The 24492-nt window shown below is 45.5% G+C and carries 32 protein-coding genes; 21 read left to right on the top strand and 11 right to left on the bottom strand.

All coding sequences use genetic code 11. The features are described from left to right. Positions 1–169: 169 nt before the first annotated feature. Entirely contained in the window at positions 170–676 is a 507-nt protein-coding gene (locus QWY22_RS11635; RefSeq protein WP_300981040.1) for a hypothetical protein, read from the bottom strand. Positions 677–910: 234 nt separating this feature from the next. Between QWY22_RS11635 and hxlA the strand changes: the two genes are divergently transcribed. From hxlA to hxlR, 4 genes are all read left to right on the top strand, one after another. Next, positions 911–1552 carry a 3-hexulose-6-phosphate synthase gene (gene hxlA / locus QWY22_RS11630; protein WP_300981039.1) on the top strand — a complete coding sequence of 214 codons (642 nt, stop codon included), beginning with the start codon at positions 911–913 and terminating at the stop codon, positions 1550–1552. A 1-nt stretch (position 1553) separates the two neighbouring features. Next, a complete protein-coding gene (gene hxlB / locus QWY22_RS11625; RefSeq protein WP_300981038.1) occupies positions 1554–2108 on the top strand; it encodes a 6-phospho-3-hexuloisomerase in 555 nt (184 codons plus the stop codon). Positions 2109–2424: 316 nt separating this feature from the next. Continuing rightward, positions 2425–3276, top strand: a complete 852-nt coding sequence (locus QWY22_RS11620) for a Cof-type HAD-IIB family hydrolase (RefSeq protein ID WP_300981037.1) — start codon at positions 2425–2427, stop codon at positions 3274–3276. Positions 3277–3517: 241 nt separating this feature from the next. Beyond that, on the top strand, positions 3518–3871 hold the full coding sequence (gene hxlR / locus QWY22_RS11615) for a transcriptional activator HxlR (protein WP_036803131.1): 354 nt from the start codon (positions 3518–3520) through the stop codon (positions 3869–3871). Between the two features lie 175 nt (positions 3872–4046). Here hxlR and QWY22_RS11610 read toward each other — a convergent pair whose 3' ends face one another. Beyond that, positions 4047–4691: an SDR family oxidoreductase gene (locus QWY22_RS11610; RefSeq protein WP_300981036.1), complete on the bottom strand. Its 645-nt coding sequence runs from the start codon at positions 4689–4691 to the stop codon at positions 4047–4049. A 177-nt stretch (positions 4692–4868) separates the two neighbouring features. On the opposite strand from QWY22_RS11610, the gene QWY22_RS11605 reads away from it, so the two are divergent. The 3 genes from QWY22_RS11605 to QWY22_RS11595 are packed head-to-tail and all read left to right on the top strand — an operon-like array spanning position 4869 to position 6625. Then, the gene (locus QWY22_RS11605; protein ID WP_300981035.1) at positions 4869–5075 is read left to right on the top strand and encodes a hypothetical protein; all 207 of its coding nucleotides are present in this window, start codon (positions 4869–4871) and stop codon (positions 5073–5075) included. A 25-nt stretch (positions 5076–5100) separates the two neighbouring features. After that, on the top strand, positions 5101–6111 hold the full coding sequence (locus QWY22_RS11600) for a S66 family peptidase (RefSeq protein WP_300981034.1): 1011 nt from the start codon (positions 5101–5103) through the stop codon (positions 6109–6111). A 16-nt stretch (positions 6112–6127) separates the two neighbouring features. Next, positions 6128–6625: a GNAT family N-acetyltransferase gene (locus tag QWY22_RS11595; RefSeq protein WP_300981033.1), complete on the top strand. Its 498-nt coding sequence runs from the start codon at positions 6128–6130 to the stop codon at positions 6623–6625. 26 nt (positions 6626–6651) lie between these two features. Here the strand turns inward: QWY22_RS11595 and QWY22_RS11590 are convergent, their stop codons facing one another. After that, positions 6652–7665, bottom strand: a complete 1014-nt coding sequence (locus tag QWY22_RS11590) for a PQQ-dependent sugar dehydrogenase (protein WP_300981032.1) — start codon at positions 7663–7665, stop codon at positions 6652–6654. Positions 7666–7761: 96 nt separating this feature from the next. Here QWY22_RS11590 and QWY22_RS11585 point away from each other — a divergent pair, with 96 nt between their 5' ends. Further along, the gene (locus tag QWY22_RS11585) at positions 7762–7884 is read left to right on the top strand and encodes a hypothetical protein (protein ID WP_263427862.1); all 123 of its coding nucleotides are present in this window, start codon (positions 7762–7764) and stop codon (positions 7882–7884) included. A 248-nt stretch (positions 7885–8132) separates the two neighbouring features. Here the strand turns inward: QWY22_RS11585 and QWY22_RS11580 are convergent, their stop codons facing one another. The 4 genes from QWY22_RS11580 to QWY22_RS11565 form a co-directional block, all read right to left on the bottom strand. Beyond that, positions 8133–8441: a hypothetical protein gene (locus tag QWY22_RS11580; protein ID WP_300984384.1), complete on the bottom strand. Its 309-nt coding sequence runs from the start codon at positions 8439–8441 to the stop codon at positions 8133–8135. A 27-nt stretch (positions 8442–8468) separates the two neighbouring features. Then, positions 8469–8678 (bottom strand): hypothetical protein, encoded by a 210-nt coding sequence (locus QWY22_RS11575; RefSeq protein WP_036803148.1) that lies wholly within the window; start codon positions 8676–8678, stop codon positions 8469–8471. Between the two features lie 139 nt (positions 8679–8817). Beyond that, positions 8818–9213 carry a ribonuclease HI family protein gene (locus QWY22_RS11570; protein WP_300981031.1) on the bottom strand — a complete coding sequence of 132 codons (396 nt, stop codon included), beginning with the start codon at positions 9211–9213 and terminating at the stop codon, positions 8818–8820. Beyond that, positions 9213–9929 (bottom strand): queuosine precursor transporter, encoded by a 717-nt coding sequence (locus QWY22_RS11565; RefSeq protein ID WP_300981030.1) that lies wholly within the window; start codon positions 9927–9929, stop codon positions 9213–9215. The genes QWY22_RS11570 and QWY22_RS11565 overlap by 1 nt, the downstream gene beginning before the upstream one ends. Before the next feature lie 143 nt (positions 9930–10072). Here QWY22_RS11565 and QWY22_RS11560 point away from each other — a divergent pair, with 143 nt between their 5' ends. Continuing rightward, positions 10073–10270: a zinc-finger domain-containing protein gene (locus QWY22_RS11560; RefSeq protein ID WP_036803155.1), complete on the top strand. Its 198-nt coding sequence runs from the start codon at positions 10073–10075 to the stop codon at positions 10268–10270. Positions 10271–10316: 46 nt separating this feature from the next. On the opposite strand, the gene QWY22_RS11555 is transcribed toward QWY22_RS11560, so the two are convergent. Then, positions 10317–10886 (bottom strand): GNAT family N-acetyltransferase, encoded by a 570-nt coding sequence (locus tag QWY22_RS11555; protein ID WP_300981029.1) that lies wholly within the window; start codon positions 10884–10886, stop codon positions 10317–10319. Positions 10887–11037: 151 nt separating this feature from the next. Here QWY22_RS11555 and QWY22_RS11550 point away from each other — a divergent pair, with 151 nt between their 5' ends. Next, a complete protein-coding gene (locus tag QWY22_RS11550) occupies positions 11038–12261 on the top strand; it encodes an ATP-grasp domain-containing protein (RefSeq protein WP_053165813.1) in 1224 nt (407 codons plus the stop codon). 18 nt (positions 12262–12279) lie between these two features. Beyond that, complete coding sequence (locus QWY22_RS11545; protein ID WP_300981027.1) at positions 12280–14241, top strand: hypothetical protein; 1962 nt, start codon at positions 12280–12282, stop codon at positions 14239–14241. A gap of 76 nt (positions 14242–14317) precedes the next feature. On the opposite strand, the gene QWY22_RS11540 is transcribed toward QWY22_RS11545, so the two are convergent. After that, a complete protein-coding gene (locus tag QWY22_RS11540; protein WP_300981026.1) occupies positions 14318–14524 on the bottom strand; it encodes a cold shock domain-containing protein in 207 nt (68 codons plus the stop codon). Positions 14525–14688: 164 nt separating this feature from the next. Between QWY22_RS11540 and QWY22_RS11535 the strand changes: the two genes are divergently transcribed. The 4 genes from QWY22_RS11535 to QWY22_RS11520 all read left to right on the top strand — a co-directional run bounded on the left by QWY22_RS11535 (position 14689) and on the right by QWY22_RS11520 (position 19265). Beyond that, positions 14689–15321: an HD domain-containing protein gene (locus tag QWY22_RS11535; protein WP_300981025.1), complete on the top strand. Its 633-nt coding sequence runs from the start codon at positions 14689–14691 to the stop codon at positions 15319–15321. After that, positions 15318–17204, top strand: a complete 1887-nt coding sequence (locus QWY22_RS11530; RefSeq protein ID WP_300981024.1) for an ABC-F family ATP-binding cassette domain-containing protein — start codon at positions 15318–15320, stop codon at positions 17202–17204. Before QWY22_RS11535 ends, QWY22_RS11530 begins: the two co-directional genes overlap by 4 nt. 47 nt (positions 17205–17251) lie before the next feature. Then, a complete protein-coding gene (locus tag QWY22_RS11525) occupies positions 17252–18388 on the top strand; it encodes a conserved virulence factor C family protein (protein WP_300981023.1) in 1137 nt (378 codons plus the stop codon). 562 nt (positions 18389–18950) lie between these two features. Next, positions 18951–19265, top strand: a complete 315-nt coding sequence (locus QWY22_RS11520; RefSeq protein ID WP_300981022.1) for a hypothetical protein — start codon at positions 18951–18953, stop codon at positions 19263–19265. A 63-nt stretch (positions 19266–19328) separates the two neighbouring features. Here QWY22_RS11520 and QWY22_RS11515 read toward each other — a convergent pair whose 3' ends face one another. After that, positions 19329–19571 (bottom strand): hypothetical protein, encoded by a 243-nt coding sequence (locus QWY22_RS11515; RefSeq protein WP_300981021.1) that lies wholly within the window; start codon positions 19569–19571, stop codon positions 19329–19331. A gap of 194 nt (positions 19572–19765) precedes the next feature. On the opposite strand from QWY22_RS11515, the gene QWY22_RS11510 reads away from it, so the two are divergent. Both QWY22_RS11510 and QWY22_RS11505 read left to right on the top strand, forming a co-directional pair. After that, the gene (locus tag QWY22_RS11510) at positions 19766–20080 is read left to right on the top strand and encodes a hypothetical protein (protein ID WP_300981020.1); all 315 of its coding nucleotides are present in this window, start codon (positions 19766–19768) and stop codon (positions 20078–20080) included. Between the two features lie 40 nt (positions 20081–20120). Continuing rightward, positions 20121–20501 carry a VOC family protein gene (locus tag QWY22_RS11505; protein ID WP_300981019.1) on the top strand — a complete coding sequence of 127 codons (381 nt, stop codon included), beginning with the start codon at positions 20121–20123 and terminating at the stop codon, positions 20499–20501. 120 nt (positions 20502–20621) lie between these two features. On the opposite strand, the gene QWY22_RS11500 is transcribed toward QWY22_RS11505, so the two are convergent. Further along, positions 20622–20867: a hypothetical protein gene (locus QWY22_RS11500; protein ID WP_300981018.1), complete on the bottom strand. Its 246-nt coding sequence runs from the start codon at positions 20865–20867 to the stop codon at positions 20622–20624. A gap of 860 nt (positions 20868–21727) precedes the next feature. Between QWY22_RS11500 and QWY22_RS11495 the strand changes: the two genes are divergently transcribed. From QWY22_RS11495 to QWY22_RS11480, 4 genes are all read left to right on the top strand, one after another. Beyond that, positions 21728–22084 (top strand): YolD-like family protein, encoded by a 357-nt coding sequence (locus QWY22_RS11495; RefSeq protein ID WP_300981017.1) that lies wholly within the window; start codon positions 21728–21730, stop codon positions 22082–22084. Between the two features lie 240 nt (positions 22085–22324). After that, entirely contained in the window at positions 22325–22762 is a 438-nt protein-coding gene (locus tag QWY22_RS11490; protein WP_300981016.1) for a BrxA/BrxB family bacilliredoxin, read from the top strand. Beyond that, a complete protein-coding gene (locus tag QWY22_RS11485) occupies positions 22759–23538 on the top strand; it encodes a class I SAM-dependent methyltransferase (protein WP_300981015.1) in 780 nt (259 codons plus the stop codon). Before QWY22_RS11490 ends, QWY22_RS11485 begins: the two co-directional genes overlap by 4 nt. 334 nt (positions 23539–23872) lie before the next feature. Next, complete coding sequence (locus QWY22_RS11480; RefSeq protein ID WP_300981014.1) at positions 23873–24469, top strand: YpjP family protein; 597 nt, start codon at positions 23873–23875, stop codon at positions 24467–24469. The last annotated feature ends 23 nt before the right edge of the window (positions 24470–24492 follow it).

The following is a 24492-nucleotide window of genomic DNA, read 5'->3' as shown; positions in this document are numbered from 1 at the left end:
GAAAGACATCGTAATGCTAAACCGGCAATTGGAAATGCAAATCAGCTAATTCAGTTGTTTTGGTTTATGCCTATAAAAAAAGCCAAAGGACTGATTCATCCTTTCGGCTCTTCTCGCTCTGTTGCCCATTAATGGATGGGTGTGCCAACAGTATGTTGTTCCTCTGCATTTACTTATCCTTTGGAATACGGTCTTTGTTCACGTCTATACGTTCTTCGTGAAGGTTGTTCTGTTTTTGGTTTTCAGGCGAACTGGTTTGAACGTAATCATTCACATCTACGTGTTCCACCTCTTCTTCGCTTGTGTGGGTTTCGGGATCCCAAGTAGCGCTGTTTATAACGTTTCCGCGTTCCCCTGTTGTAAAGGTTCCTTCTGGTTCCCGAATGCTGTCGTCAAAATCATTGCTCTTTTGCCAGCCGCTTGTTTCTCTACTCGGATTTGGCTCTTCCGATTCCCGCCAGTCAGGTGAATTGTTCGGATCTTTTTTTCTGATTGTAGTGTCCCCGTCAGCTAGGTACGGCTCGTTCGAACTATCGTTGTTTGTGCCGGTACGGCCTCTTCTCCGAAGTTCATCTCCTTTTTCAATATCTCTGTCTGCAGCTGAATTTTCTGCTTGGAAATGCTGGCTATCTTGCCGATCATTTCGGACCGAATCATCACGATTATTGTTTTCCATGTTAAAGCCCCCTATGTTTGAAAAGTCTTCATACACTCAGTTACCCGTTAGGTGAACATTCAAACTTTTTCGTGAAGCAAGAGAAAAGCACATGGGAGGATATTTTTTAAGTGAACTTGCTGTTCGACAGTATACTTTTTGTCAGTATGTGATTTTAAAGTGCGTACTTCACAATAGGGATTGCAGAACTTACACTGAATTGGAACCGAAATACGAAAACAAGGAGATTTACATATGAAATTACAACTAGCATTAGATTTAGTAAACATTTCAGAAGCAATTGAAGTGGTTAAAGAAGTAGAGGCGTTTATCGATATCGTTGAAATCGGAACCCCTGTGATCAATAAAGAAGGGCTTAAAGCTGTTGCAGAAGTAAAAGCGGCTTTCCCTAATTTGGAAGTACTAGCAGATGTGAAAATTATGGACGCTGCGGCTTATGAAGTGTCGAATGCAGCTGCTGCAGGCGCAGACATTGTGACCATTCTTGCTCAGGCAGAAGACTCGTCCATCAGAGGCGCAGTTGAAGAAGCGAAAAAACAAGGCAAGAAAATCCTGGTCGATATGATTGCTGTAAAAGATATTAAAACACGTGCTGCAGAGCTTGATGAACTTGGAGCGGATTATATCTGCGTTCACACAGGCTACGATTTGCAGGCAGAAGGTAAAGATTCCTTTGCGGATTTACGAACCATCAAAAGCGTCGTTAAAAACGCCAAAACCGCAATTGCTGGAGGAATAAAGCTGGAGACATTGCCGGAAGTGATCGAAGCACAACCGGATTTGATTATTGTCGGCGGGGGAATCACAAGCAAAGAAAACAAGCGTGCAGAAGCGGAAAAAATTCAAAAGATGATGAAAGAAAGCGTGACGGCGTAATATGAATACGGTGGGCTACATAGACGAAATACTGGCTGAATTGAAGAGGACCACCGCACTCATTAATGTTGAGGAAGCCGAAAAAGCAGTGGACAGCATCCTGCGTGCCAAAAAAATATTTGTTGCAGGCGGGGGACGGTCCGGCTTTATGGCTAAGGCATTTGTGATGCGCATGATGCATGTAGGCTTGGATGCGTATGTCGTTGGAGAAACGGTAACGCCGAATTTGGAGCCGGATGACATCTTTATCGTTGGATCTGGTTCCGGAGAGACCCAAAGCCTTGCAGCTATGACGAAGAAAGCCAAAAGCATCGGCGCAACCATAGTGGCTATTACAATAAACAAGGAGTCCACTATTGGAAAACTAGCGGATTTTCGAGTTGAAATACCTGCACAAGCAAAAGGGGATGGCACTACCGGTAAATCAATTCAACCGATGGGGTCCTTATTTGAACAATCGCTTCTTATCTTTTATGATGCAATAATTTTAAGATTCATGGATAAAAAAGGCCTCAAATCCGATGTCATGTACGGAAGGCATGCAAATCTAGAATAGAACAACGAACAAACCTGAGTCTGCGATATATGCGGGCTCAGGCTTGTTTTATTGGTTCCAAATTAAACACCACTAAAGAACATTCTCACAGCAAAACTGACTCATAAACGGCCAAGATTCTTAGACACGTCAGAAGATGCCTGTTCGCAATGGCATTCAGGTTAATGTCCATTTTACCTCTTTGTCGGAGAAACGCATTTGAACCGATTCCATTGGCCAGCCTGCCAGTGTATTGCTGTTTAAAAGGGTGAGTTAAACTTTTCTGTTATACTCATTTTGTTAGGCAGCATAAGACAGAACTTCAAGGAGAGAAACTATGTATAAATTGGTCGCAATCGATCTTGACGGAACACTGCTCACAGACGATTTAATCATTTCACCAAATACAGTGACAGCAATTCAAAGAGCGGTGGAAGCGGGAACAATTGTCACGATTGCTACGGGGCGCATGTTTTCTTCTGCTAAACTTATTGCATTGCAATTGAATTTAAATGTACCGCTCATCACCTATCAAGGCGCTCTGATTAAAGATGTGAATGAAAAAAAAGTAGTGTATGAGCGTACTGTTCCTCCTCATATTGCCCAAAAGATAATCGAAATATCTCGTGAGAAACAACTGCATCTGCAACTATACCAAGATGACATTCTTTATAGTGCCGTAGAAAATGACAAGCTGATTGCTTATGCTGAAGCAGTTAAAGTTCCTTACCGGATAGAGCCGAATCTTATCAAGCTGGCTGAAAAAGGCGTTACAAAGTTGCTTTTTATCGAAGAACCGCACGTGCTTGACCAGTTGCAAGATGAATTGCAATCAATATTCGGGGAGTCTGCACACATTGCAAAATCCAAAAAACATTATCTTGAAATCACCCATCCGGAGGCAAACAAGGGCAATGCTTTGTTATTCTTAGCGAACATGCTTGGCATAGAACGTACAGAAATAATCGGCATCGGCGACAACTACAATGACATCGAACTTATTGCGGCGGCTGGTCTCGGCGTAGCGATGGGAAATGCCGTAAAAGAAATAAAAGATATGGCTGATTACACTACCTTTTCGAACAATGAAGAAGGGGTGCTTCATGTGTTAGAAAAGTTCGTTTTAGAGCCAGCGAGTGTTTTAAGAGATGAAGAACAAAAAAATCCTGATTCACTTCCGATGGGCTGATCAATGGATGGCAGTCTACTCAGAGCCGCTTGAAAAGGAAGAACCATCTTTTAGCAGGGGTTCAATGCACGTATGGCAGTATCCCATACATTTGCAACGTCATTCATGGAATGCGGAAAAATTTACTCCCTGTACTATTGCGAGTACACTTACTAAGTGACATGAATGGCAGTACTTGCTGTTTCCTCCTATAGCAATGAAAAGTATAGGGTGGAAATTGAATAGGGAAGGAAGAAAACGGATGCCTAATTTAGGAGAGAAAGTTTTTAATTGCGAAAAAGAGCTGACACTTTCCATCATCGGAGGAAAGTGGAAGATGTTAGTGCTATGGCATTTAGGCAAAGAAGGAACGAAGCGCTTTGGGGAATTAAAAAATCTTATACCGGGAATTACTCAACGCATGCTGGTGAACCAGCTGCGTGAACTTGAAGATCACTTGATTGTCCACCGTGAAGTTTACCCTGTGGTGCCGCCTAAAGTGGAATATTCTCTTACCGAACAAGGAAAAACCCTAATTCCTATACTGGATTCGATGTATGAATGGGGAAAAGAATATATAGACCGCAACTTGGATAAGAAAATAGAAAACGACTGAATAAGTCATCCTATAAACTATCTAAATATAACTGAACGAAGAGACCGACAATAGTGTGGAGAGAGGTTTCCAAATGAAAATGCCCGGCAACTGTATATACGAGTTGCCGGGCATTTTTATGTCTTTATTTAATAAGGAGAGTCCGGCATTTCAAGGGGTAAAAAACTGCATCTTTCTATAACCGGTCCAAAGCTTCTTCGATTTCATCGTCCCCTGAAATAATTTCAAAGGTTTTATTGAAGACGTGCTCGTTGTCCAGGCAGTGAAGCAGCACTTGTGCCACATCTTCCCTCGGAATGGGGCCGGAATCCAAATTTTCTGTTGCCCGGATGCGTCCGGTTCCCGGATCATTGGTCAAAAGCCCTGGCCGGACAATGGTATAGACGAGTCCACTGGCACGCAGAATATTGTCGGCATGGTGCTTGGCAACGTAATACGGCGCAATGTCTTCGCCCCACATCTCCCGCCGGTCGGCGTGGATGGCGCTGACCATCAGAAAACGCTCCGTTCCGGTTTGTTCAGCAGCTTTAATCGTTTTTGCTGCTCCGTCCAAGTCGATCAACAGCGTTTTGTCCGCTCCTGTTGCACCGCCGCTTCCAGCTGTGAACACGACCGCATCACAGCCTTCCATCGCGTCCGCAATTTCATCGACGCTGTCTTCCAGGCTGGTCAATACGGTTTCAACTCCTAGAGAATTGAAATAACTGATTTGTTCTTCAAGCCGAATCATGGCTTTTGGTGTATGCTCTTGCGATTGTGCCAGCAATTGAACCAAATGGCGTCCAATTTGGCCGTTTGCTCCAACGATTAACACTTTCATTTATCCATCTCCTCCTAAGTTCTGCTTTGCTCTTTTAATACCCGCATTAAGCTGCGATATGCGGGAGCCTAAAAAAACAATAAGGTTACTTTTTGAAAATTCCTGTTAACTATAAACTTCTTTAGTATAATATATCCAACGAGTTAAAATTAACTGGAAAGTTCAAGGAGGAATTTTATGTTAGCACGCAACAAGAAAAACCCGAAAAATTATCCGGTACAATCGGCTTCAACAGGGCTCTCTCCAGGAGTTCTCGACTTAAACCACAAACGGCTGGACAAAAACCCGCACCCATTTTGGGATTTGATCACGCAGGCATTTTTATTTCTGCTTGGTGGAGTTATCCTTTGCGGAATCATCCTCGCACTCGTATCATTTACATAACGCCAATCAGTAAAGGAGAATGACGATGATCAGATATCCAGACCGCACGATTGAAACAATTGGTGTAACGGCACCTTCTTCCGGAGTTGCACCGGACATGCACGGCGTATTAAAGAAATCAATTGAGCGCTTAGAAGAGCGAGGCTTTAAATTGACAGTAGGGGACACAGCGTGGACGCAACAAGAAGCGAAATCGGCACCGGCAGAAGCTCGGGCAGAAGAATTGATGAACATGTTCAGCGATCCGGCCATCGATTTGGTGATGCCGCCATGGGGCGGGGAACTGCTGGTGGAAATACTGGAATTTCTCGATTTTTCAAAAGTCGATTTGAAATGGATTATGGGCTATTCGGATATCAGCATGCTGCTGTTGGCAGTTACGTTAAATACAGGATATGCGACAGCGCACGGCGGCAATCTCGTCGACCTTCGCGGCCCTGAATCAGACGACACAACAGCGAAATGGCTGGATGTCCTTCAAACGAAATCCGGCGAATCGATTACACAAGTGTCTTCTGAGAAATACCAGAAAGAATGGGATTTTGAAAATCCGACGCCTGTCATTTTCAATTTGACAGAACCGACGGAATGGAAGACCGTCTCAGGCGAAGCGGAGCAGTTTACCGGCCGCTTGCTCGGCGGCTGCATTGATGTGATCCGCCATTTGATTGGAACTCCGTATGGGGACGTAAACGCATTTAGGGAAAGCCACATTCCAGATGAGCCGGTCGTATGGTACTTGGAAAACTGCGAGATGAATGTCGCCGATTTAAAGCGGTCATTGACACAGATGAAATACGCAGGATGGTTTAACCACATTTCCGGAATCGTCTTTGGCAGAAGCCCGGCGAATCAGGAAATAGGCGGCTATACAGTTGAAAAAATGTATGAGGATTTATCGGATGAACTGGGTGTGCCGATTGCTTATGACATTGATCTTGGCCACATTCCGCCTCAGATCACGTTTGTCAACGGTGCCTATACAACGATTGATGTAGCAGACGGCAAAGGAAAAGTTCAAATCGAATTTAAATGAAAAGGAAGAATCGCCAATGGATATTCGTGAACTGACTGCTTTGGACGCCGCTTCTTACCGTGAGCTTCGCATTGAAGCGTTGACCAATAATCCTGATGCCTTCGGGTCGGTCCTGGAAGATGCACTTCAAAAGCCGGTCGAAACCACCGCAGAAAATTTGGCCTCTCCGTCAGCCATCACGTTCGGCGCTTTTTCGGAAGGGCAGTTGGTCGGCAATGTCACGCTCCTTCGAGAAGCCGGGAAAAAGATGAAGCACCGGGCAAATGTTGTGGCGGTCTATGTAACGCCGCGCGCCAGAGGAAACGGCGTTGCAAGCAGGCTGATGGAGGAATTGCTCGATTATGCAAACGAGTGGGAAGGCATCGAACAATTGTATTTAACTGTCTCAAGCCACAATCGTTCGGCGATTGGATTGTATGAACGCTTCGGCTTTGAAAAGTACGGCACAGAATACCGCGCGATGAAATCAGGAGACGAATACACCGATGAAGATCTTATGGTGAAATTCCTATAAAAAAGACGCCAGCAATGGCGTCTTTTCTATTCGTTGCCCAACCGGTATAGCTGATCGTCGTTTTCAGACGGAGTTCCGCGGCCGTCTGTATTGTTGGTGATAAAATAAACATCTTCACCGTCAACAAACACATCACGGACCCGGCCGAAACCTTCAAATGAATCGGTAACTTCGCCCGTTTTCAGATCGATTACTTTGATGGCGGTTCCGCGCAGCGCTGCCACATAAAGAAGGCCGTCTTTTACGGCAATTCCGCTCGGTGCCCACGTGTCATCGGCACCTGGTGTATAGAAAGGCGTTTCCATGCCGTCTTCGGTGGCATCGCCTTCAATCACCGGCCAGCCGTAATTTTTGCCTTCTTCGATGATGTTGATTTCGTCATTGGCCGACTGGCCGTGTTCCGATGCATACATCGTGCCGTCTGCCCAGGAGATGCCTTGCGGATTGCGGTGGCCGTGTGAATAAATTTCGAATTCATCCGACTCGTTCAAGCGCAGGATCTTGCCGTTGACCGATCCAAGGTCCTGAGCGAGTTCAGGTTCTGAAGCATCGCCGATCGTTGCAAACAGCATCCCATTTTCATCAATTTCAAGGCGTCCGCCGTGATGCACATTGCCGGTCGGAATGCCTGCAAGCAAGACGTCCGTTTCATTCCATGAACCGTCTGCTTGGACGAAGCGGGCAATCTTGTTGAAAGAGCGGCCGTCTTGCTCATAGACATAATAACCGTAAGCCTGCTTGGATTCGGCAAAATCGGCTGCCAATACGAAGCCAAGAAATCCTGCTTCCGCTGCGGAAGACAGGGGATCTGAAAAGTTAACCGGCTGGTGCGTCACTTGGCCGTCTGCCGCAACATGCGCGACGGTCCCGGTTCGTTCCGAGATATAAAACTCATCGTTGATTTTATTGATGGACCATGGAATTTCAAGGCCGCCTGCAATGGCTTCCGTGGCGACATTCGCTTCTTTTGGATTGGCCGGAGCGTCGTTGCATCCTGCAAGGACCATTAGGGAAAGAAAAGGGAACAGCAATCTTTTCACAAGTAAAACCTCCTTTTTTTAATCTTAATGGATTGTGGAGTGAAAAGGTAATAACAAAAACTTTCATAACTGAAACGTAGAATGGAGTGGGAAAACATGCCCTTAATGAAAGACGTCAAAGAAGAAGCGGAGATCCGCAAAAAACGAAATTTAATCCGGATCATCACTTGGGTCATCGTAGCCGTTGTCTTGGCATTGGTCTGGTATTTCACAAAATAATTATCGGACTCAGGAGAGGGGGAGAGCCGTGGTCGATTGGAGTGTTGTGATAAGTGCAGTCTGTTTCGCCTTCTTTTTTTCAGCCATCAAGTTCTTTTTCGAAAAGAAAGAAGGGGAGAAGCTGTTTTCCAAGAACACTCTTTATGAAGTGGGTTTTCTCAGTGTGTTCATCCTCCTCATAAGCAGTTTGCTGGATTTGCTTTAAAGATCTTCTCCCCACCAAGCGAACTTTCCATAGAAAAAAGCCGTCATGACGACGGCTTTTTTTTGTACTGTATGATTTCAACGATGACAATGCCAAGCGTGACTCCCAGCAAGACATTGATGATCCATGGATCCAAGTATTGGTCGCGGAAGATGAAAGCGACCGTCAGTATGTAAAAGATGGCTTGGCTGATTTTTGCGATCGGTGGCACAGCATCTTTCGGATAGCGCACTCGCGCCAGCTGAAAAACCAGGAAAGCCAAAAGCAGGACCAAGTAATACGGCCAGTATAAGCGGTCAACCAAATTATTGACGGCTGCAAACATGGCAAGCGGAATAAAATAAAACAACACCGATTTCAAAACAAATCACCTTTTCACCTATTTTTTTGAATTGTTCTGCTGTCTGGCCGAGATCACGTGGTACAGGTTGTAGACGGCAAACACAACAGCCAGTGTAATGATGATAATTGAAATGACCGGATACAACGATGCGCCGTTGTCGATAATTTCAAGCACGCGGGTGTATAAAATCCACGGTCCGATCAACAATATGATGATATCAAGCACAGTTCCCAATTTTGAATTCATAATATTCCTCCAAGATTCAAACTGTCTTCAGTTTACCAGACTTTTTGTACAGCGTCTTTATGCAACTTGTAAAATGAAATATAAAAAACTGCAGAGACTCCGGCCATTCCGGAAATCTCTGCAGTCCAATAAGACAAGCTTACTTTTTTTTATGGGCACGCAATTTCGTGCGGGCTAAATCATCAGCAGCACGGTTTTGCGAATCGGGAATCCATTTGATAAAACAGTAGTCGAAGCCTTCTGACAGGCGAAGCGCTTCTTCGAGAAGCGGCTTGAACTTCGGGTTTTTGGTGAATCCACGGTCAAAGGCCTCAACTGCTACCTGTGAATCGGATTTGATCGACACCATTTGGCTGGATAAATCACGTGCCAGTTCCAATCCTTTTACGAGTGCCGTGAATTCAGCCATGTGATTGTCCATTTCTCCGACATATTCACTCCATTTGACCAAGTGGCCTTCGCCTTTGATAAAGACGCCGACCGCACTGACTTTTGGCGTCCCTGCAGTTGCCGCATCCACAAATACTTCCAGCATTAAGAAACCTGCTTTTCGTCTGCCGGTGTTGCTACTTCCTCATCAAGCGGCTTTAATGCTTTCGCGATATAGCCGAATGGAGTTGAAAAAACGGATACGATAAATTTCAGCACATACGTCGAGACGAAAATCTGCAGCCAGACGTCGAGTGGATACACCCCGTAAAACGCGATGCTGGTGAAGATTAATGTGTCGAGCAATTGGCTGATCAGCGTAGAACCATTGTTGCGGATCCAGAATTGGCTGTCTTTCGGAAAAACCTTCCGGATAGCCGCAAAAATGTAGACGTCCAGATGCTGGCTTGCCAAGTACGCAAGCATGCTGGCGATGGCAATCTGCGGAATCAATCCGAAAATCGTTTGCATTGACTCATTGGCAAAATCGCTTTCTGCTGGGATGAACTTCATGCCGAATTGCATGACGATAATCATAATCAGCAAGGATGAAAATCCTAGCCAAACCGCCTTTTGTGCATCTTTTTTGCCATATTTTTCATTGAGAATATCGGTTGCCAGAAACGTGGAAGCATACAAGCTGTTTCCAAGTGTGGCCGTCAATCCAATGATTTCAATGGTTTTTGTCACCTGTATATTGGCTAAAACCGTCGATAAGGCCACCCAGGCAAACAATCCGGTTTTTCCGAAACATTTGTACATGATGAGCAGCAATATAAAATTGGCCACGGCAAAGCCAAGGCCCCAAAACTCGTTAAACAAAAAAATTCCTCCTTAGTTTTGATAAAGCGGGAGTTTTCGAACCGCTATAGGGATGAAAATGTCCTTTGATAGTATAACTATTGTTGCGTTAAAAGACAAATTAGGAGTAAAATAAACGAATGGCATTTTAAAGGGGTGACAGTTTGAACAAACTTTCAATAATCAATGAAATTGATGAAATGATGGAAACGTATTGCGAAGGGTGTTTTGTCCGCAAACAAATCCGAAAAGAGCAGGGAAAAACAGCTGCTCACCGGTTTTGCATCAGCGAATGCTCTATAGGATCACAGCTGCAATTCCTTGGAAACGAGTTAAATAAAGTCGGAACTGAACATAAATGAACAAATAGAAAAGCCTGCGCCGAATCGATTTCGGGCGCAGGCTTTTCTATTCGGCTTTTCTTTGGCGGCGCTCTTCCGCCAATTGCAGGACATGTGCGGCTGGCTGCGGTTTAATGCCATACAAGTCTTCACTTTTAAAGGCATGTACTTCTTCATAGGCTTCTTTCATTTTTTCCAGCACCCATTCTTCCGGCTTGGATTCGGGAGTCCAATAAAAGATATCCATGACGCTCCGCTCGCCCGTCACTGGATGCTTCCGGATGTACTCGATCGACGAAGCTTTTTTAAAGTCCAGCCGTTCATAGAAACGGACACGTTTGCCAGATTCCGGATCGTCCGGGGTGATAGGGTCCACTTCCAGCACAACGGCCTTGTTCCTGTTCTTCACTTGATTCATGATTTTGCTCCCCAGGCCGCTGCCCCGTGCGGAACTGTTGACGAGAATATAATCGATAAACAAGAAATCCGGTTTCTCGAAATAGACTAGCGTATGATGAGGGCTTTCGTCCAATTTGTAAAATTCCGGTTTGTGCTCGAACAAGGTTTTCATATGGTCTTCTGACTTCATTTCTTTGGCTGGGAAATAAGCTCTTAGTTTTGAGAACCATGGCTCCATGGCATTCTTCTCCTTTCGTTTTTATTTAAATTCCCAGAAGCCCATCTTCTAAACCCCTAAAGTCAGTTCTATCCCAGTGTTTGAACGAGTCGAAAATTGGCAATACAACTTGTATATTTGAATGTTTTGACAAGGGAAAGGGAGAGGTGCCATGTTTGAGAAAAACAACGAAGGAAAATTGACCGCTATTTTAGGCTGGAGCTTACCGGCCATCGAAGCCATTGACAAGTTGGATCGTCCGTATGTCGTAGTCGGACCGCCGGATTTTGAAGGGTTTGCAAAAGAAAACGACATCAATTTTGTGGGCTGGGATTTTGACCGCCTCAATGAAGGATCCGAAGAGCTGTTCCAGATTTTGGAGGGCATGAATACGAAACTAGCTGTGCCGATTTATGAAGAAACGGTGGAATGGGCTGGCGCATTAAATGCCCGTTTTTTTGATGATCCGCGGGTATTCAACCGCTCACTCCTGCTGCGCGACAAAGGGCTGATGAAACGCAAAGCCCAGATGTCCGGCATTAAAGTGGGTGTTTTTGAAGAAGCTTACTCGAAAGACGATATTCACCGCTTCCTTAAGCGTGTGAATGATGCACTGATAAAAATTGAAGGCGATTTGAATGACCCGATCCACATCAAGCCGCTTAATAAAGCAGGTACTGTAGGCCATATGGTCATCCGGGATGCGGCGGATATCGAGAAAATCGAAGAAGAATTCCCGTACTTAATGGAAAGCCATTTGGACGGCCAAGAGTTTTCTTGTGAGGCGTTTATCCATGACGGGCAAGTAAAATTCCTCAATATTACAGAATATGTAAAGCTGGGACATTCCAATTTCATTCCGGCTTCTCCGAAACTCGAAGCATACCGTCCGCAAATATTAAACGAAATCCAAAAACTGGTGGAATCGTTCGAAATCAAATATGGTGTGATCCATCCGGAATATTTCATTTCCCATGATGGGACATTGAACTTCGGTGAAGTGGCCGCACGTGTGCCAGGCGGGCATATTTTTGATTTGATTGAACGGGCATATGGCTTTAATGCCTTCCAAGCGCAGATTCTATGCAGCGATCCGGACACAACGCCTGAAGAACTGGAAGCGTTTTTCCCTGAAGAAGTCACTTCCGCAAAAGGCTATGCCGGCAGCCTGATGGTTTATCCGCGCGTCCGCCTGATTGAAAAGCTGAATGTTCCAGAAGAACTGAAAAACGATCCGTATTTTGAAAAACACGATTTGTTTATTCCGGTCACATCGAAAGTTGCGGAACGCGTCGGATTCGGCAACCACTATGGCACGCTGTTCTTCTTTGGAGAAGACAGTGACCGCATGACGGAATTGCTGAAGCAGTATGAGAAATTCGATTTTTATCTTTAATCAACTGGGGGAATTATTATGGCAACAGAGCTAACGTCTGTAAAAGATAAATTTGAACAAGCGCTCCGGTCACTCGAACAGGCGAAACCTTTTGCCAAGAGCATGTACCAGACGGAAGTGTTCCAGTTGGCTACAGAACTGGCAGCAACTGATGAAGGATTGGAAATGCTTTATGAATTTGCGTCTGATTTCGACCAAGCCGGTGTGTTCCACGGCGGCCCATGGGCAGAAGCGGAAAACCTGGAACCGCCGTTTGTCGGCGGTTCGCTGAAAATCCGTGGGGTTAATTCAGTTGTTGAAATGCTGAGTGAACTGCGCATGCTGGCAATTTCAGAAGGGAAATACCAGCATACGGAAGTTACTGCCGAAGAAGCGGCCGGCTTTTTGAACGAAGTGCTGGCGCTGAACATGGACCTGTTGTTTCCCGCAGAAACCGAAGCTGCACGGGTTGAAAGCGGAGAACATACCGAACGGGCAGAACGGCTTTTCCGTTTTCTCGGTGGAAGGCTCTCCTATAAAGCAGTAGCCGATAAACTGGTGGATGAAATCGACCGCCTTACGGTACAGCGGCCGATCATGGTCGACCGCATCATCAATATGATCGAAACCGCTACCCAAATGATCGATGAAAACATTGAAGACGCAACAAAAGACAGTTTATTGGCTTATAAAAAAGCGATTACGGCTCCGACTCCGTTAACCGAAAAGTTTCCGAATCCACGGGAATACCGCAAGCATTTGATGGAAGTGGATGAGGACACATTGCGTGCCGAAAGCCGTGCCTTCGCCGAATCGATGAACCGGACAGGAATAGTGGCGCCGGCAAATGCCATTTTTCTCCGCTACCTGAACCGCAAGTATTCCGACTTGATTCCGGAAGCGTTGAGTTTATCCGAAATTGGAACGGCGAGCTTTAATGCCCATACTGAGCTGGTCCGGGATATGATTCAAATTGCTGTCCATCCGGAAACCAGCAAAGTCATTTATGGCTTGTCGCGGATGCTCGACCGGGGCGTGCTGACACAAGACCCGTTGCTTCCGGCCATTCGCCGGTTGTTTGAAATTGATGTGCATCCGGACGTTAAAAAGAATTTGTTAAGAAGAGAACACCGAAAAGGCGGCATCACTGCCAACGGCGTATTGCTGGGTGGCGTCATCAGTGTGCTGGGCCAGCCGCTTGGAATCGGACAGGGCTTGAATCCGACTTGCCAGTCCGCACGGGCCATCAGTCTCTGGGCACAGCATGGCATTGGCCAGCTGCTGGAATACATCGCACGGGCTGTGCGTGAAAACGATATTGATGTGACATTCGAAGGGGAAGCGATTCACTCGAATACAATTGAAGGCGGGGTAGCCGAGGAAATCCATCAGGAATTGGATCCGGTTTCCGTAGTGCTAGTGCCGCACCTCGATAAAATTTATAACGAAATGATGAAGAAAACCTTGCTCCGCGGTGAAGATGGCCACAAATGGGTCAATCCGGAATTTTACGGAGAATGGATTCCGCGCGGCTTTGCCAACATCATTGATCCGTTGACAGGCTATGTCACGGATTACCAAGCTTTTGTCCGATTGTTTTATGCGACGCATCATCCTGAATACAACGAAGGCTATGAAATGATTTATCCGAATCCGGTAGGTATTTACATCACCAATGTCCACGGCAAATTGCTCGGCCTCCATGCCGTATCGATTCAACGGATTGATCAGGATGAACAAGGCGCATACCGGGTTTATTTCTATAATCCGAACAACGACAGCGGCCAAAACTGGGGCCAGGGAATTGAAACAAGTGTCCAAGGCCACGGGGAACTTGAAGGCGAGTCGTCGCTGCCATTCCACCAATTTGCTGCACGCATGTACGCCTTCCATTACAACCCTTATGAACAGGGGGATGCTTACATGGTGGAAGATGCAGATGTGGAAGAAATTGAACGGTTGTCGCGCGAAAGCTGGGGGAAAACCTATACATGGGTTTAAGTTTCAGCAGATAACAATGAAAAAGGAGACCGGGGATTTTTCCCGGTCTCCTTGTTTTAGGTTAAGTTAAGAACGATTAGCTTTCAATTTCAATGACATTTGCGGCCTGTGGTCCACGATTCCCGTCAATAATTTCAAATGACACCGAATTTCCTTCTTGAAGTGTCCGGAACCCGTCGCCCTGAATGCCTGTAAAGTGGACGAACACGTCATCACCATCATTGTACTCAATAAATCCATAGCCTTTTTCCGTGTTAAACCATTTTACTTTGCCCTGGTGCATGCACGTTCCCCCTATTATTGAGTATTGTCATGGAACCATTAAAAGCCTTTTAATGGTTGGCTTATACTATACCCGAACGCATATGAATCGTCAATAACTCGCGCCATTTCGGGCATTTCGCCAGCAGTAAAGGGTATAATGGAAGAAAAGGAGCTAAAATCTTGATGAATGAAACCATACAACAATGTGAAACAGCCGTAAGAAAAATCTATGAAACCTATGATGCAAGCCATGACTGGCAGCATATAGAAAGAGTGCGCAGCAATGCCAAGCTGTTATTGGAACAGGAACAGGCAGATGGCTTTATTGTCGAGCTGGCTGTGCTATTGCACGATGTATCCGATCCGAAATACAAAAAAGACGGAGAAGACCTGGAGTCGGAAATCCTGGAGAGTTTGCTAATCAACAAGGAACAAAAGGACGAAATCAGAAATATCATACAATCGGTTTCTTTTAAAGGCGGGAACGGTGTCCGGCCGTCTTCGATTGAAGCGGCAATCGTCCAGGACGCTGACCGCCTCGACGCGATTGGCGCCATTGGCATTGCCCGCACCTTTGCATATGGCGGCGCAAAAGGGCGCAAGCTGTACGACTGGTTAGAAGAACCGAGAACGGAAATGACCGAAGAAGAATACCGGTCGAAGCCGACCAGCAGCACCACGCATTTTTACGAGAAGCTGCTGTTGTTGAAAGAACATATGAACACGCCTGCAGGAAAGCAAATTGCTGAAGAACGCCATCAGTTTATGCTATCCTTTTTAGAGCAACTTATTAAAGAAACGGATGGGAATAAATGAGCCACTTAAACGTTACCAAATTAACAAAAACTGTAGGAGCCAAAACACTTTTCAAAGATGTGGAATTTTCTTTGTATCCCGGGGAACGCGCAGGGTTGATCGGCGTTAACGGCACCGGAAAATCGACTTTGATGTCCATTTTAGCGGGAGACGTAGAAGCGGATTCGGTCAACATGGACCATCCGAAAAAATACGAAATTACGTATTTAAAACAAGAACCGGAATTTGACGAATCGCTGACGGTACTGGAAACAGTGTTCTCCGGAGATTCGCCGATTCTGGCATTAAACCGTTCGTACGAGCAGGCATTGAAAAATATGATGGTGGATTCAAGCTCCACACAGCTGCAGGAAGAGCTGATGAACATCCAGGAAGGCATGGAACAGGAGAATGCCTGGGACATCAACGCCTTGGCTAAAACGGCATTGACAAAGCTTGGCATCGATATGTTCGACCAGCCGGTCGGTGAACTGTCCGGTGGACAAAAGAAACGCGTCGCATTGGCAAAAGCATTGATCGAACCCGCAGACTTGATCCTGCTGGATGAACCGACCAACCATTTGGACGCCGTGTCAACGGAATGGCTGCAGGAAACTTTGCTGCGTATGAATAGCGCCATGCTGTTTGTAACCCACGACCGCTACTTCCTGGACGCAGTATCCACGCATATTTTCGAATTGGCGGACCAAACGATGTATACGCATAAAGGGAATTACGGTGATTACTTGGAGAACAAAGCGATCCGCGATGAAATGGCGGCGTCTTCCCAGCAAAAGCTGGAAAACCGTTTCCGTTCAGAACTGAAATGGATCCGCCGCGGTGCGAAAGCCCGTTCGACCAAACAGAAAGCCCGCATCCAGCGCTTTGAGGAAATCCAGGAAAATGTCCAGAAAGAAAACGATAACACGTCACTGGAATTGTCGATGCAAAGCCAGCGCCTTGGCAAGAAAATCATTGAAGGCGAAAATCTCGGAATGGCTTTCGGCGACAACGTCATTTTCCGGAACTTCGATTTTCTATTGCAAGGCGGCGACCGCATCGGCATCGTTGGGCCAAATGGCGCCGGGAAGTCGACCTTGATGAAATTGATTGCCGGCGATTATGAGCCGACAGAAGGGCGTTTAGAATATGGCAGCACCGTGAAAATTGCCCATTTCACGCAGCATTTGCCGGAAATGAACGAAGCGCAGCGCATGATTGAATACATCCAGGAAATTTCAAGCGATTACGAAGCGGCAAAAGGCGTGCGCTTGTCTGCCACGCAAATGCTTGAACGTTTCCTGTTTCCTTCGAATGCCCACGGCACACAAATCGGCAAATTATCCGGCGGTGAACGCAAGCGTTTGTATTTGCTGAAGCTGTTGATGGAACAGCCGAATATCCTGTTGCTCGATGAGCCGACAAACGACTTGGATATCCAGACGCTTTCCGTGCTGGAGGACTTCCTGGAAAACTTCCCGGGCGTGGTCATTACCATTTCCCACGACCGCTTTTTCCTGGATCGCATTGCCCGGAAATTATGGACCACCGGTACTGGAGAAGTGCTTGAGTACCAAGGGCTTTATTCGGACTTTATCAAGGAAAAGCCGGTGCCTGCAGCAAAAGCTAAAGCAGAGCCGATGGCAGAACCTGTAAAAGAAACGCCGAAACCGGAAAAGCCAAAAAAGAAAATGACATTTAAAGAACAGCAAGAATACAAAACCATCTTGGATGATATTGCTGAAGTCGAGTCCCGGATTGAAGAACGGGAAGGCGAAATGGCAAAAGCCGGTGCGGATTTCGAGAAATTGAACAAACTGACCGATGAAGTTAATGAATTAACCGAGCAATACGATACACTCATCGACCGTTGGACATACTTGCAGGAAATTGCAGAATCCTAATCAAGGAACGGTCAGATGGACGATATTAACGGCAGGAGGAATCACACGTGAAAATTACAACGATCGAACCAACGCCAAGCCCGAATACGATGAAAGTCATCATCGATCAGGAATTGCCATTTGGCAAAAGCCATAATTATACGAAAAACAATGCACAAGATGCACCAAAAGAAATCCAGGCCATCCTTGAAATTGCTGGAGTCAAAGGCGTGTACCATGTCGCGGATTTTTTGGCAGTTGAACGAATCGCAAAATTTGACTGGGAAACCATTCTGGCGGAAGTGCGCCGCGTTTTCGGGGAAGACAGCAGCCATACGAACGAAGAAGAAATTGAAATGGATGAACACTACGGAGAAGTCTATGTCCATGTCCAGCAATTTAAAGGCATTCCGCTTCAAGTGAAAGTATTCGACAGTGCTTCTGAAAAACGTTTTGCGATGCCGGCGCGGTTTGTGGCAGCGATGCAGGCGGTAATGGATCCGACAGAAGAAAACTACTTGCTCCAGCGTAAATGGGCGGATTACGGTGTGCGGTACGGAGAAAAGGAAGAAATCGGACAAAGTGTGGTCGAGGAACTGGAAGCCGCTTATCCACAGGAACGGCTGGATGGAATGGTCCAGCAAAACCACAATGCGGAAGAAGCCGAACCGATTGTCCGCGGCCGGAAAGTGACGCTTGCTGAATTCGATGTACCGGACTGGGAAACACGGTTCCAGTTGCTGGAGCAGATGAACGAAGGCGAACTCAGCGATGTGCCGCTGTTGGCGAAAGCATTGGAAGATGAAAAAATGTCCATCCGACGCCAAGCCGCAATCTTCTTAGGCGACGTCAAAGATGAAGCGGTTGTGCCGCATTTGGAAAAAGCGATGCGGGATAAAAGCTGGGCGGTCCGGAGAACAGCAGGAGACACAATCAGCGACCTCGGTTTTGAAGAGTTCGAACCGATCATGATGGAAGCATTAAAAGACAAAAACAAACTGGTCCGCTGGCGGGCGGCGATGTTTTTATACGAAACCGGAACAGAAGCTTCGCTGCCGGCGTTAAAAGCGGCAGAGGAAGATCCGGAATTTGAAGTGAAACTGCAGATTAAAATGGCCATCGCCCGGATCGAGCAGGGGGAAGATGCCAAAGGTTCGGTCTGGAAACAAATGACTGAAGCCCGTCAAGCCATGAAAGAGGAATAAGGAAAAGCCGGCAGATGTAAAATCTGCCGGCTTTTCAGCTTGTAGACAAAAGAATTTTTACGCATGCGATGCAGGAGCAGTGGTTTTTCGCCGGTTTTACTCCGGATCCTAAACATGAAGCTATCCAAAGGTGTCGCTTTTCTTTTTAACTAGATGGTTGATTCGTTCGGATCACCGTTCACTTTCGAATCAAAGAGAGACGCCCAACCGGTTCGGCCACGCAGACTCCTGTGGGACAGCGAAAGCTGAAGACCCCGCAGGAAAGGCATTGGCCGAAGCTTGCGAGGGCAAGCCTTTGCGACGAAGCTAGCGCAGCGATGCAGGAGCACATGGTTTTCAGCAGCGAGGAGGCTGAAGCTGAGCCCACGGAAAGCGAAGTGGCCGATCCGGTTGGTTTTATGCATTTCTATTCATTTAATTTATACTTTGTCTACAGTTTGAAAGCCGGCAGATGTAAAATCTGCCGGCTTTTTATGTTGGAAAAGGTTTTCCGGACACCCGAAAGAGGTAAACTGCATTAAACCATATTATTCATTAGTTCATGCCAATAGGGGGTATACACATGGAAAACGAATTGGAAATAGACAACGAAATTTATTCCATTGAAATTTTATGCCAGGGAAAATACGAGTCCTGGGATTTTGACAGTGAAAAGAAACGCAATTATTTTTTTGATAAGGTGAAACGGGAATTTTCGGGTAAGGAAATCAAAGAAAAAGAAGAAGACGTCGATGATTCCAAAATTGTTCAGCTAAGCGCTACCAACTTGCAGATTAAAAGCGACGGCGTATCCCAAGTGGTGCCGTACGTCTGGTACGATGCCAGCTTGTTTGAAGAAATGCTCCACTTCATCAATCACAAATACGAGCAATTCTGATTTCCGGATAATTCTCAGCTCTTTCCAATATAGCCTGGAAAAATAAAAAAAACCTCCTGAAAATCAGGAAGTTTGAGAAGTTTCTGGTGTGTTAATCGCTTCATAGATGGTAAGGGCGGCATCTTCAATACTTTCGTAGAGAACGATTGCTTTGCTGTCAATATAGGTCAATTCCAAAGTGCGGGTATTTTTTAAGCATTTGACGGAGATATAAGTTTGATCCCCCCGGTGGAAAGACTGCTCAATATTGACTGTGTGATAGTAACGGACTGTTTCTAAAAGGTCTTTAATGCTTTCATAAGACATTTGCATTCTCCTTTCCAAAATGGAAAGTGACTAAGAAAAGTCTAATAGAATCCATGTGTTGCAATATCTATAATATACCACGGACTCCCTTTTTTTAGGGGATTATTACAGGAAAGACATGTAAATGAAATATATGAAGAAGTTGAACTTCTTGCGGTGAATCCGATATTCGGCGGAAAGGCAGGTGCGTAAATTTGGAGATTGCTGTACATGTAGTACCGCCCGGCGGCGGAGAGATGCAATTTACAATTCCACTTTCGGAAGACTCTTTTTATCGGCCAATTCCAGGCGACTACTTAAACTTTCGGGAAGATGAAGGACTTTGCGCTTTTTACGTCCTAAATGTTCATCATTATTACGAAAAACTGGACGCGAGCCGTTATATGGCAGAAAACATCGTGATAGAAGCTGAACCTGTGAAGTTGCCGGACGGCATCGGCTCTGAATCCCATCAGAAGCTGTGTACAACACTAAAGGCAAACCGAAATTACCCGAACCTTGGCACTTAGTTCAAAAATTAAAGCAATTGGACGAAAGCGAGGAATGAAAATGGGAGACGGGAAAACTATCCCAGGGACTATCCTGTCCGCTGATCTAACAGTCACTCGCACGGAACAAGTAAGGGACTTTTACGAACAAGTTGTCGGTTGGCAGCATACCGGATTGAGCATGGGGAGTTACGATGATTATGTCATGGCGCGTGCTGACGGAGAGCCGGTGGCAGGAATCTGTCATCCAGAAGGAGAAAATGCAGCGTTGCCGCCGGTTTGGCTCGTTTACTTCTCGGTTGAAAATTTGCAAGCGAGTCTCGAAGCATGTAGAAAGTTGGGCGGCAAAGTCCATTATGAACCGAAAGCTCCGATCGGCCCGAACAGTTATGCAGTGATTGAATATCCGCAAGGGGCATATTGTGCAATTGCACAAATATAGTTTGCAAGCAGATCGGCCATACAATAGAGTGAGATATTAAAAAGAAGCAGTGCAGAGCCATTTACGGCTTTGCACAGCTTTTATGGTTGAACGACCAGTTCAGGACTGTGCACAAGAAGCTTAGGCCTGGCTTGCCTCATCCCTGAACTGGTCGTCGATTAATGAAGGATGATCCAAGTAATAATCGATATTCGAGTGCAAAGGCTTTAACATATCAATGCGATTGATTTTTAAATGGTCTCCGTTCCAAGTCAGGTGCTTTTCCAAAATCCGCTGCTTGAGCCGTTTGTTTTTTGCCCAGCGCCGCGCAGTTAAATTGCTTTTTTTGCTCAAAAGATATATTTCTACATCCTGTACTGTATCCACGGATTTCAACTCCTTCTCTATAGTAAATCTGTTTATACGCATGCCTATAGAAACGAAATTTAATTCAGGTCACCGTTTCACTAATAGTAGTATGTGAATTAGCAATTTACAAGATATCCTCTCCCGGATATTACAATTAAGGAAGGCGGTTGTGCCAGTTTAGCCATAAAACATTCAAATATTGAAAAGCAAAGTGAATGTGCAGCTTTTGCAACCACTGGTTAACGAAGGAAAGTCAGGGTGGAAGAATAGATCGGAGATCAGAAGATATGTGCTGAAAAGGAGGAAAAGTCCACCCGTAAACGGAGGAAAATAAAAAATCCCTTGAAGGGACTTTATTTTAAGATTTGTGATTGTAAAAATTGAAAAATTCTTGAAGTGAGCTGAAAATTTCCCCTGCCTGAAAAGAGAATAAAGAAATGGCTGAGAGTGAGAAAAACAAAACGGGAATCAATCGGACTAAATGCATATACCTTCCTCCTTCGTGACTGAATGTGAAAAATATACTCCTATTGCCCGGCATCATCAAGCCAAAATGGTTTGTTTCCAATAATTTTAGCCACTGAATGAGGATAAATGTCATAAAACCTACACTGAAAAGAGGGAACCTTTTAGAAGGGCTGGTAAGCGGTGGGAAATGGCTGACAGATGCAAAGCTTGAGGCGCGCCGTTCAGTAGAGCCATGCAGAGAAAAGGACTTCTGCCGCTGAAACCGAAGGGGAAATTAGCATTATTTCGCTTTTTTTAATGAATAATATATTAGTCATCATAAACAATTCAATTATATTTGTACTTTTCTAATACTTCATGATATAGTAATAGAACAAACGTTCTTAGCTCTTCATGAAGGAGGAATTACCATGGTATTGACAAGAAAAATCGAAAAAAGCGATTATGCCAATGGACAAGAACATATGCAGGGGCTGAAGCTGACTAGACATATAAATAAATTGAGCCAATGGTTCGAAGAAGAGAACATTGAGAACAAAACGGAAATAGGTGATTGGGATTCGCAAATGATTCAAGCGGAAATCGAAGAAGCTATGGAGCGCAATTGCACCATCAGAATGAAATCCTGGAAAGACCACGAATATCAGTACCACGTCGGTACTGTTAAACGAATGGATACCGCCACAAAGTCCATCTATTACGACGATCCGTTCGGGATTAAACGATTGCCATTGGATGAGATAGTAGGGGTCATGATTGTCAATTGAACCAACGGGCTGATTGATGAACGTTTTTAACGTGCCATGGCTTTTTTCTACAGCAAGTCGGCTTGACACGGACCAGGCAAAAATGCAGGAATTTACTCTTTCGCTAAAACGGATAAAGGCAACCATTCATATACCGGCAGAAGCGAAAAACTATGAAAGCGTATAGGTCTTGGGTTAGAATAGTAAGGAGAAAACGCTATTCACCCAGCGAAAAAGAGACTATACGAAAGTAGGGAAACCATGAACGCATATGATGAGTACATGAAAGGCATTGTTGTCCCAATGCGCCAAGAACTAACAACGAACGGTTTTAAAGAATTAATGACTGCTGAAGAAGTAAACGAGCATATGGCTGAAGCGCAAGGAACCAGCCTGGTTGTCATCAACTCGGTCTGCGGCTGTTCAGCAGGTTTGGCTCGTCCAGCAGTGATCGAAGCTTTGCAGGCAACTGCTTTGAAACCGGATCACTTAGTGACGGTTTTTGCTGGGCAGGACAAAGAAGCGACGGCTCAAATGCGCAGTTATTTTGAAGAAATCCCGCCTTCTTCGCCTTCGATTGCGGTCTTGAAAGACGGGCAGCTGGCATATTTTATCCCCCGTGAACAAATTGAAGACCATGATGTAGAACATATCCGGGATCACTTGACTCAAGTGCTGGAGCAGGTATCGGCGCAGTGAAGACCATTGTAACGACAGCATACCGGCCGAACGGCAAAACTGACCGGATGGCAGCTCAAGCGGCAGAAGATCTTTCCATTCCGTTTGTGCTCCGGAAAAAACGTTCGATCGAAAAAATCCATGCGGAAGAATGCGCGGATGTGCTGGTAGCAGCAAAAGAACGACTCGAATTTTACCCATTGGGCAAAACCGAGCCGTTCTTTTTTCATCCCAATTCAGCGGCATTCCGGACAAAACGCCCGATTGAAGAAGATCCGCTTGTTGCTGTTTCCAAGCTGGAAGCGGGAGATGTGTTTTTCGATTGCACACTTGGCATGGCATCAGACGCCATCGTTGCGGCCTACCGGGTTGGCAGCGAAGGCAAAGTCATCGGTTGTGAAAGCCATCCGGTACTTGCCTATGTCATTGAACAAGGATTGGGCCGGTACGAGGAGATGCCGCATTTGCATGAGGCCATGAAACGGATCGAGGTCGCTTCAAAGAATTCAGTGGAACTGCTGAAAAGCTTGCCGGATGATTCCGTGGATGTAGTGTATATGGATCCGATGTTTACCGAAGAAATTACCGAAGCTTCGAATTTCACGCCGCTGCGGGGAACGGCAGACGAGGGCCAACTGTCCGGCGAATGGGTAAAGGAAGCGGTTCGGGCAGCACGCAAAAGCGTAGTCCTGAAAGCGCATTTCCGCTCGGCTGATTTTGAAAAGTACGGATTTGCCAGAAGGGTGAGGCCGAATACGAAATTCCATTACGGGCTGATTGACTGCCGAACGCCGTAAATGCGGCCAACGCCGCTTCAGATGATAAGCTTAAACCAATATTGCGGGATAATAAAAAAAGGCAGCCCGAGGGCTGCCTTTTTTGTTTTCCAGCGAACTGGAAGAAGTCTTCAGTCTGTGAAGCTCAATGAAGCTAAATATCCAAGCAAAAATAATAGTCCAATACCGATAAGCAATGAAGCATCCATGAAAAAATCCTCCTTTTTCAAAAAAACAGAGCTAAATGATTACTATTATTGTACAATGAATTTCAAGAAGATGAAACCTTTACACACGAAATTCGTATAAATTACAAAACGTGTTAATAAATTGTTCAAAATTGAGGGTGATAGGGATGAAGAAGTGGTGGCAAAAGTCTTTGATGATTGCAGTTGCTGTTTTGACCTTGGGAGTGATTACCCCCAACCATCTGATTTGGGAAACTTTATTAGATGAAAAAGCGCACAGCAATTCGCATGCATCGACTGGCAATGACAAACAATACAGCTTTGACTGGATCGATCCGAGTGAACTTTATTACGATACCCATCCTTCAATCCTGGATACCGTTCATAAAGCGGCCGAAGAACAGGCATACTTGAAATTCGGAACGAAAATCGGACCGGTCATCCAAGATGAATTTGAGACGGCTATTTTGCCGAATATCCAGCGGGCAATCGATTTGCACTTTGCCGGCATGGATACTGAAACTTTACGCAAGCTGGCAATCTCCGAAAAACCTTCCGGCGATTATTCGGAAAAGATTTTTCACATTTACGACACAGAAACTTCAAAAGATGCCATCCGCTTTCATGTAAGAACCGAGAAAAAACCGCTCGAAGGCTTTTTCTTTAACTTCCATTACCATGTGGCGGAAGACAATTTCCAAAAGCACATTGCCCTTGGGGATATTTACTGGTCTAAAAACACACCGCCTAAATGGCTTTCGTAAAAGCAGGAATGTTCAATATTGGC

Origin of the sequence: Planococcus liqunii, assembly GCF_030413595.1 — a bacterium.
In the GTDB taxonomy this organism is placed as follows: Bacteria; Bacillota; Bacilli; order Bacillales_A; family Planococcaceae; genus Planococcus; species Planococcus liqunii.
Note: the sequence above shows the minus strand (reverse complement) of the source record. Positions and strands in the feature narration are given on the sequence as shown.

Excerpts from the sequence above, each read along its gene's own strand:
- QWY22_RS11635 (WP_300981040.1), bottom strand. The coding sequence starts at position 676 with ATGGAAAACAATAATCGTGATGATTCGGTCCGAAATGATCGGCAAGAT.
- hxlA (WP_300981039.1), top strand. The coding sequence starts at position 911 with ATGAAATTACAACTAGCATTAGATTTAGTAAACATTTCAGAAGCAATT.
- hxlB (WP_300981038.1), top strand. The coding sequence starts at position 1,554 with ATGAATACGGTGGGCTACATAGACGAAATACTGGCTGAATTGAAGAGG.
- QWY22_RS11620 (WP_300981037.1), top strand. The coding sequence starts at position 2,425 with ATGTATAAATTGGTCGCAATCGATCTTGACGGAACACTGCTCACAGAC.
- hxlR (WP_036803131.1), top strand. The coding sequence starts at position 3,518 with ATGCCTAATTTAGGAGAGAAAGTTTTTAATTGCGAAAAAGAGCTGACA.
- QWY22_RS11610 (WP_300981036.1), bottom strand. The coding sequence starts at position 4,691 with ATGAAAGTGTTAATCGTTGGAGCAAACGGCCAAATTGGACGCCATTTG.
- QWY22_RS11605 (WP_300981035.1), top strand. The coding sequence starts at position 4,869 with ATGTTAGCACGCAACAAGAAAAACCCGAAAAATTATCCGGTACAATCG.
- QWY22_RS11600 (WP_300981034.1), top strand. The coding sequence starts at position 5,101 with ATGATCAGATATCCAGACCGCACGATTGAAACAATTGGTGTAACGGCA.
- QWY22_RS11595 (WP_300981033.1), top strand. The coding sequence starts at position 6,128 with ATGGATATTCGTGAACTGACTGCTTTGGACGCCGCTTCTTACCGTGAG.
- QWY22_RS11585 (WP_263427862.1), top strand. The coding sequence starts at position 7,762 with ATGCCCTTAATGAAAGACGTCAAAGAAGAAGCGGAGATCCGCAAAAAA.
- QWY22_RS11575 (WP_036803148.1), bottom strand. The coding sequence starts at position 8,678 with ATGAATTCAAAATTGGGAACTGTGCTTGATATCATCATATTGTTGATC.
- QWY22_RS11570 (WP_300981031.1), bottom strand. The coding sequence starts at position 9,213 with ATGCTGGAAGTATTTGTGGATGCGGCAACTGCAGGGACGCCAAAAGTC.
- QWY22_RS11555 (WP_300981029.1), bottom strand. The coding sequence starts at position 10,886 with ATGGAGCCATGGTTCTCAAAACTAAGAGCTTATTTCCCAGCCAAAGAA.
- QWY22_RS11550 (WP_053165813.1), top strand. The coding sequence starts at position 11,038 with ATGTTTGAGAAAAACAACGAAGGAAAATTGACCGCTATTTTAGGCTGG.
- QWY22_RS11545 (WP_300981027.1), top strand. The coding sequence starts at position 12,280 with ATGGCAACAGAGCTAACGTCTGTAAAAGATAAATTTGAACAAGCGCTC.
- QWY22_RS11540 (WP_300981026.1), bottom strand. The coding sequence starts at position 14,524 with ATGCACCAGGGCAAAGTAAAATGGTTTAACACGGAAAAAGGCTATGGA.
- QWY22_RS11535 (WP_300981025.1), top strand. The coding sequence starts at position 14,689 with ATGAATGAAACCATACAACAATGTGAAACAGCCGTAAGAAAAATCTAT.
- QWY22_RS11530 (WP_300981024.1), top strand. The coding sequence starts at position 15,318 with ATGAGCCACTTAAACGTTACCAAATTAACAAAAACTGTAGGAGCCAAA.
- QWY22_RS11520 (WP_300981022.1), top strand. The coding sequence starts at position 18,951 with ATGGAAAACGAATTGGAAATAGACAACGAAATTTATTCCATTGAAATT.
- QWY22_RS11515 (WP_300981021.1), bottom strand. The coding sequence starts at position 19,571 with ATGTCTTATGAAAGCATTAAAGACCTTTTAGAAACAGTCCGTTACTAT.
- QWY22_RS11505 (WP_300981019.1), top strand. The coding sequence starts at position 20,121 with ATGGGAGACGGGAAAACTATCCCAGGGACTATCCTGTCCGCTGATCTA.
- QWY22_RS11495 (WP_300981017.1), top strand. The coding sequence starts at position 21,728 with ATGGTATTGACAAGAAAAATCGAAAAAAGCGATTATGCCAATGGACAA.
- QWY22_RS11490 (WP_300981016.1), top strand. The coding sequence starts at position 22,325 with ATGAACGCATATGATGAGTACATGAAAGGCATTGTTGTCCCAATGCGC.
- QWY22_RS11480 (WP_300981014.1), top strand. The coding sequence starts at position 23,873 with ATGAAGAAGTGGTGGCAAAAGTCTTTGATGATTGCAGTTGCTGTTTTG.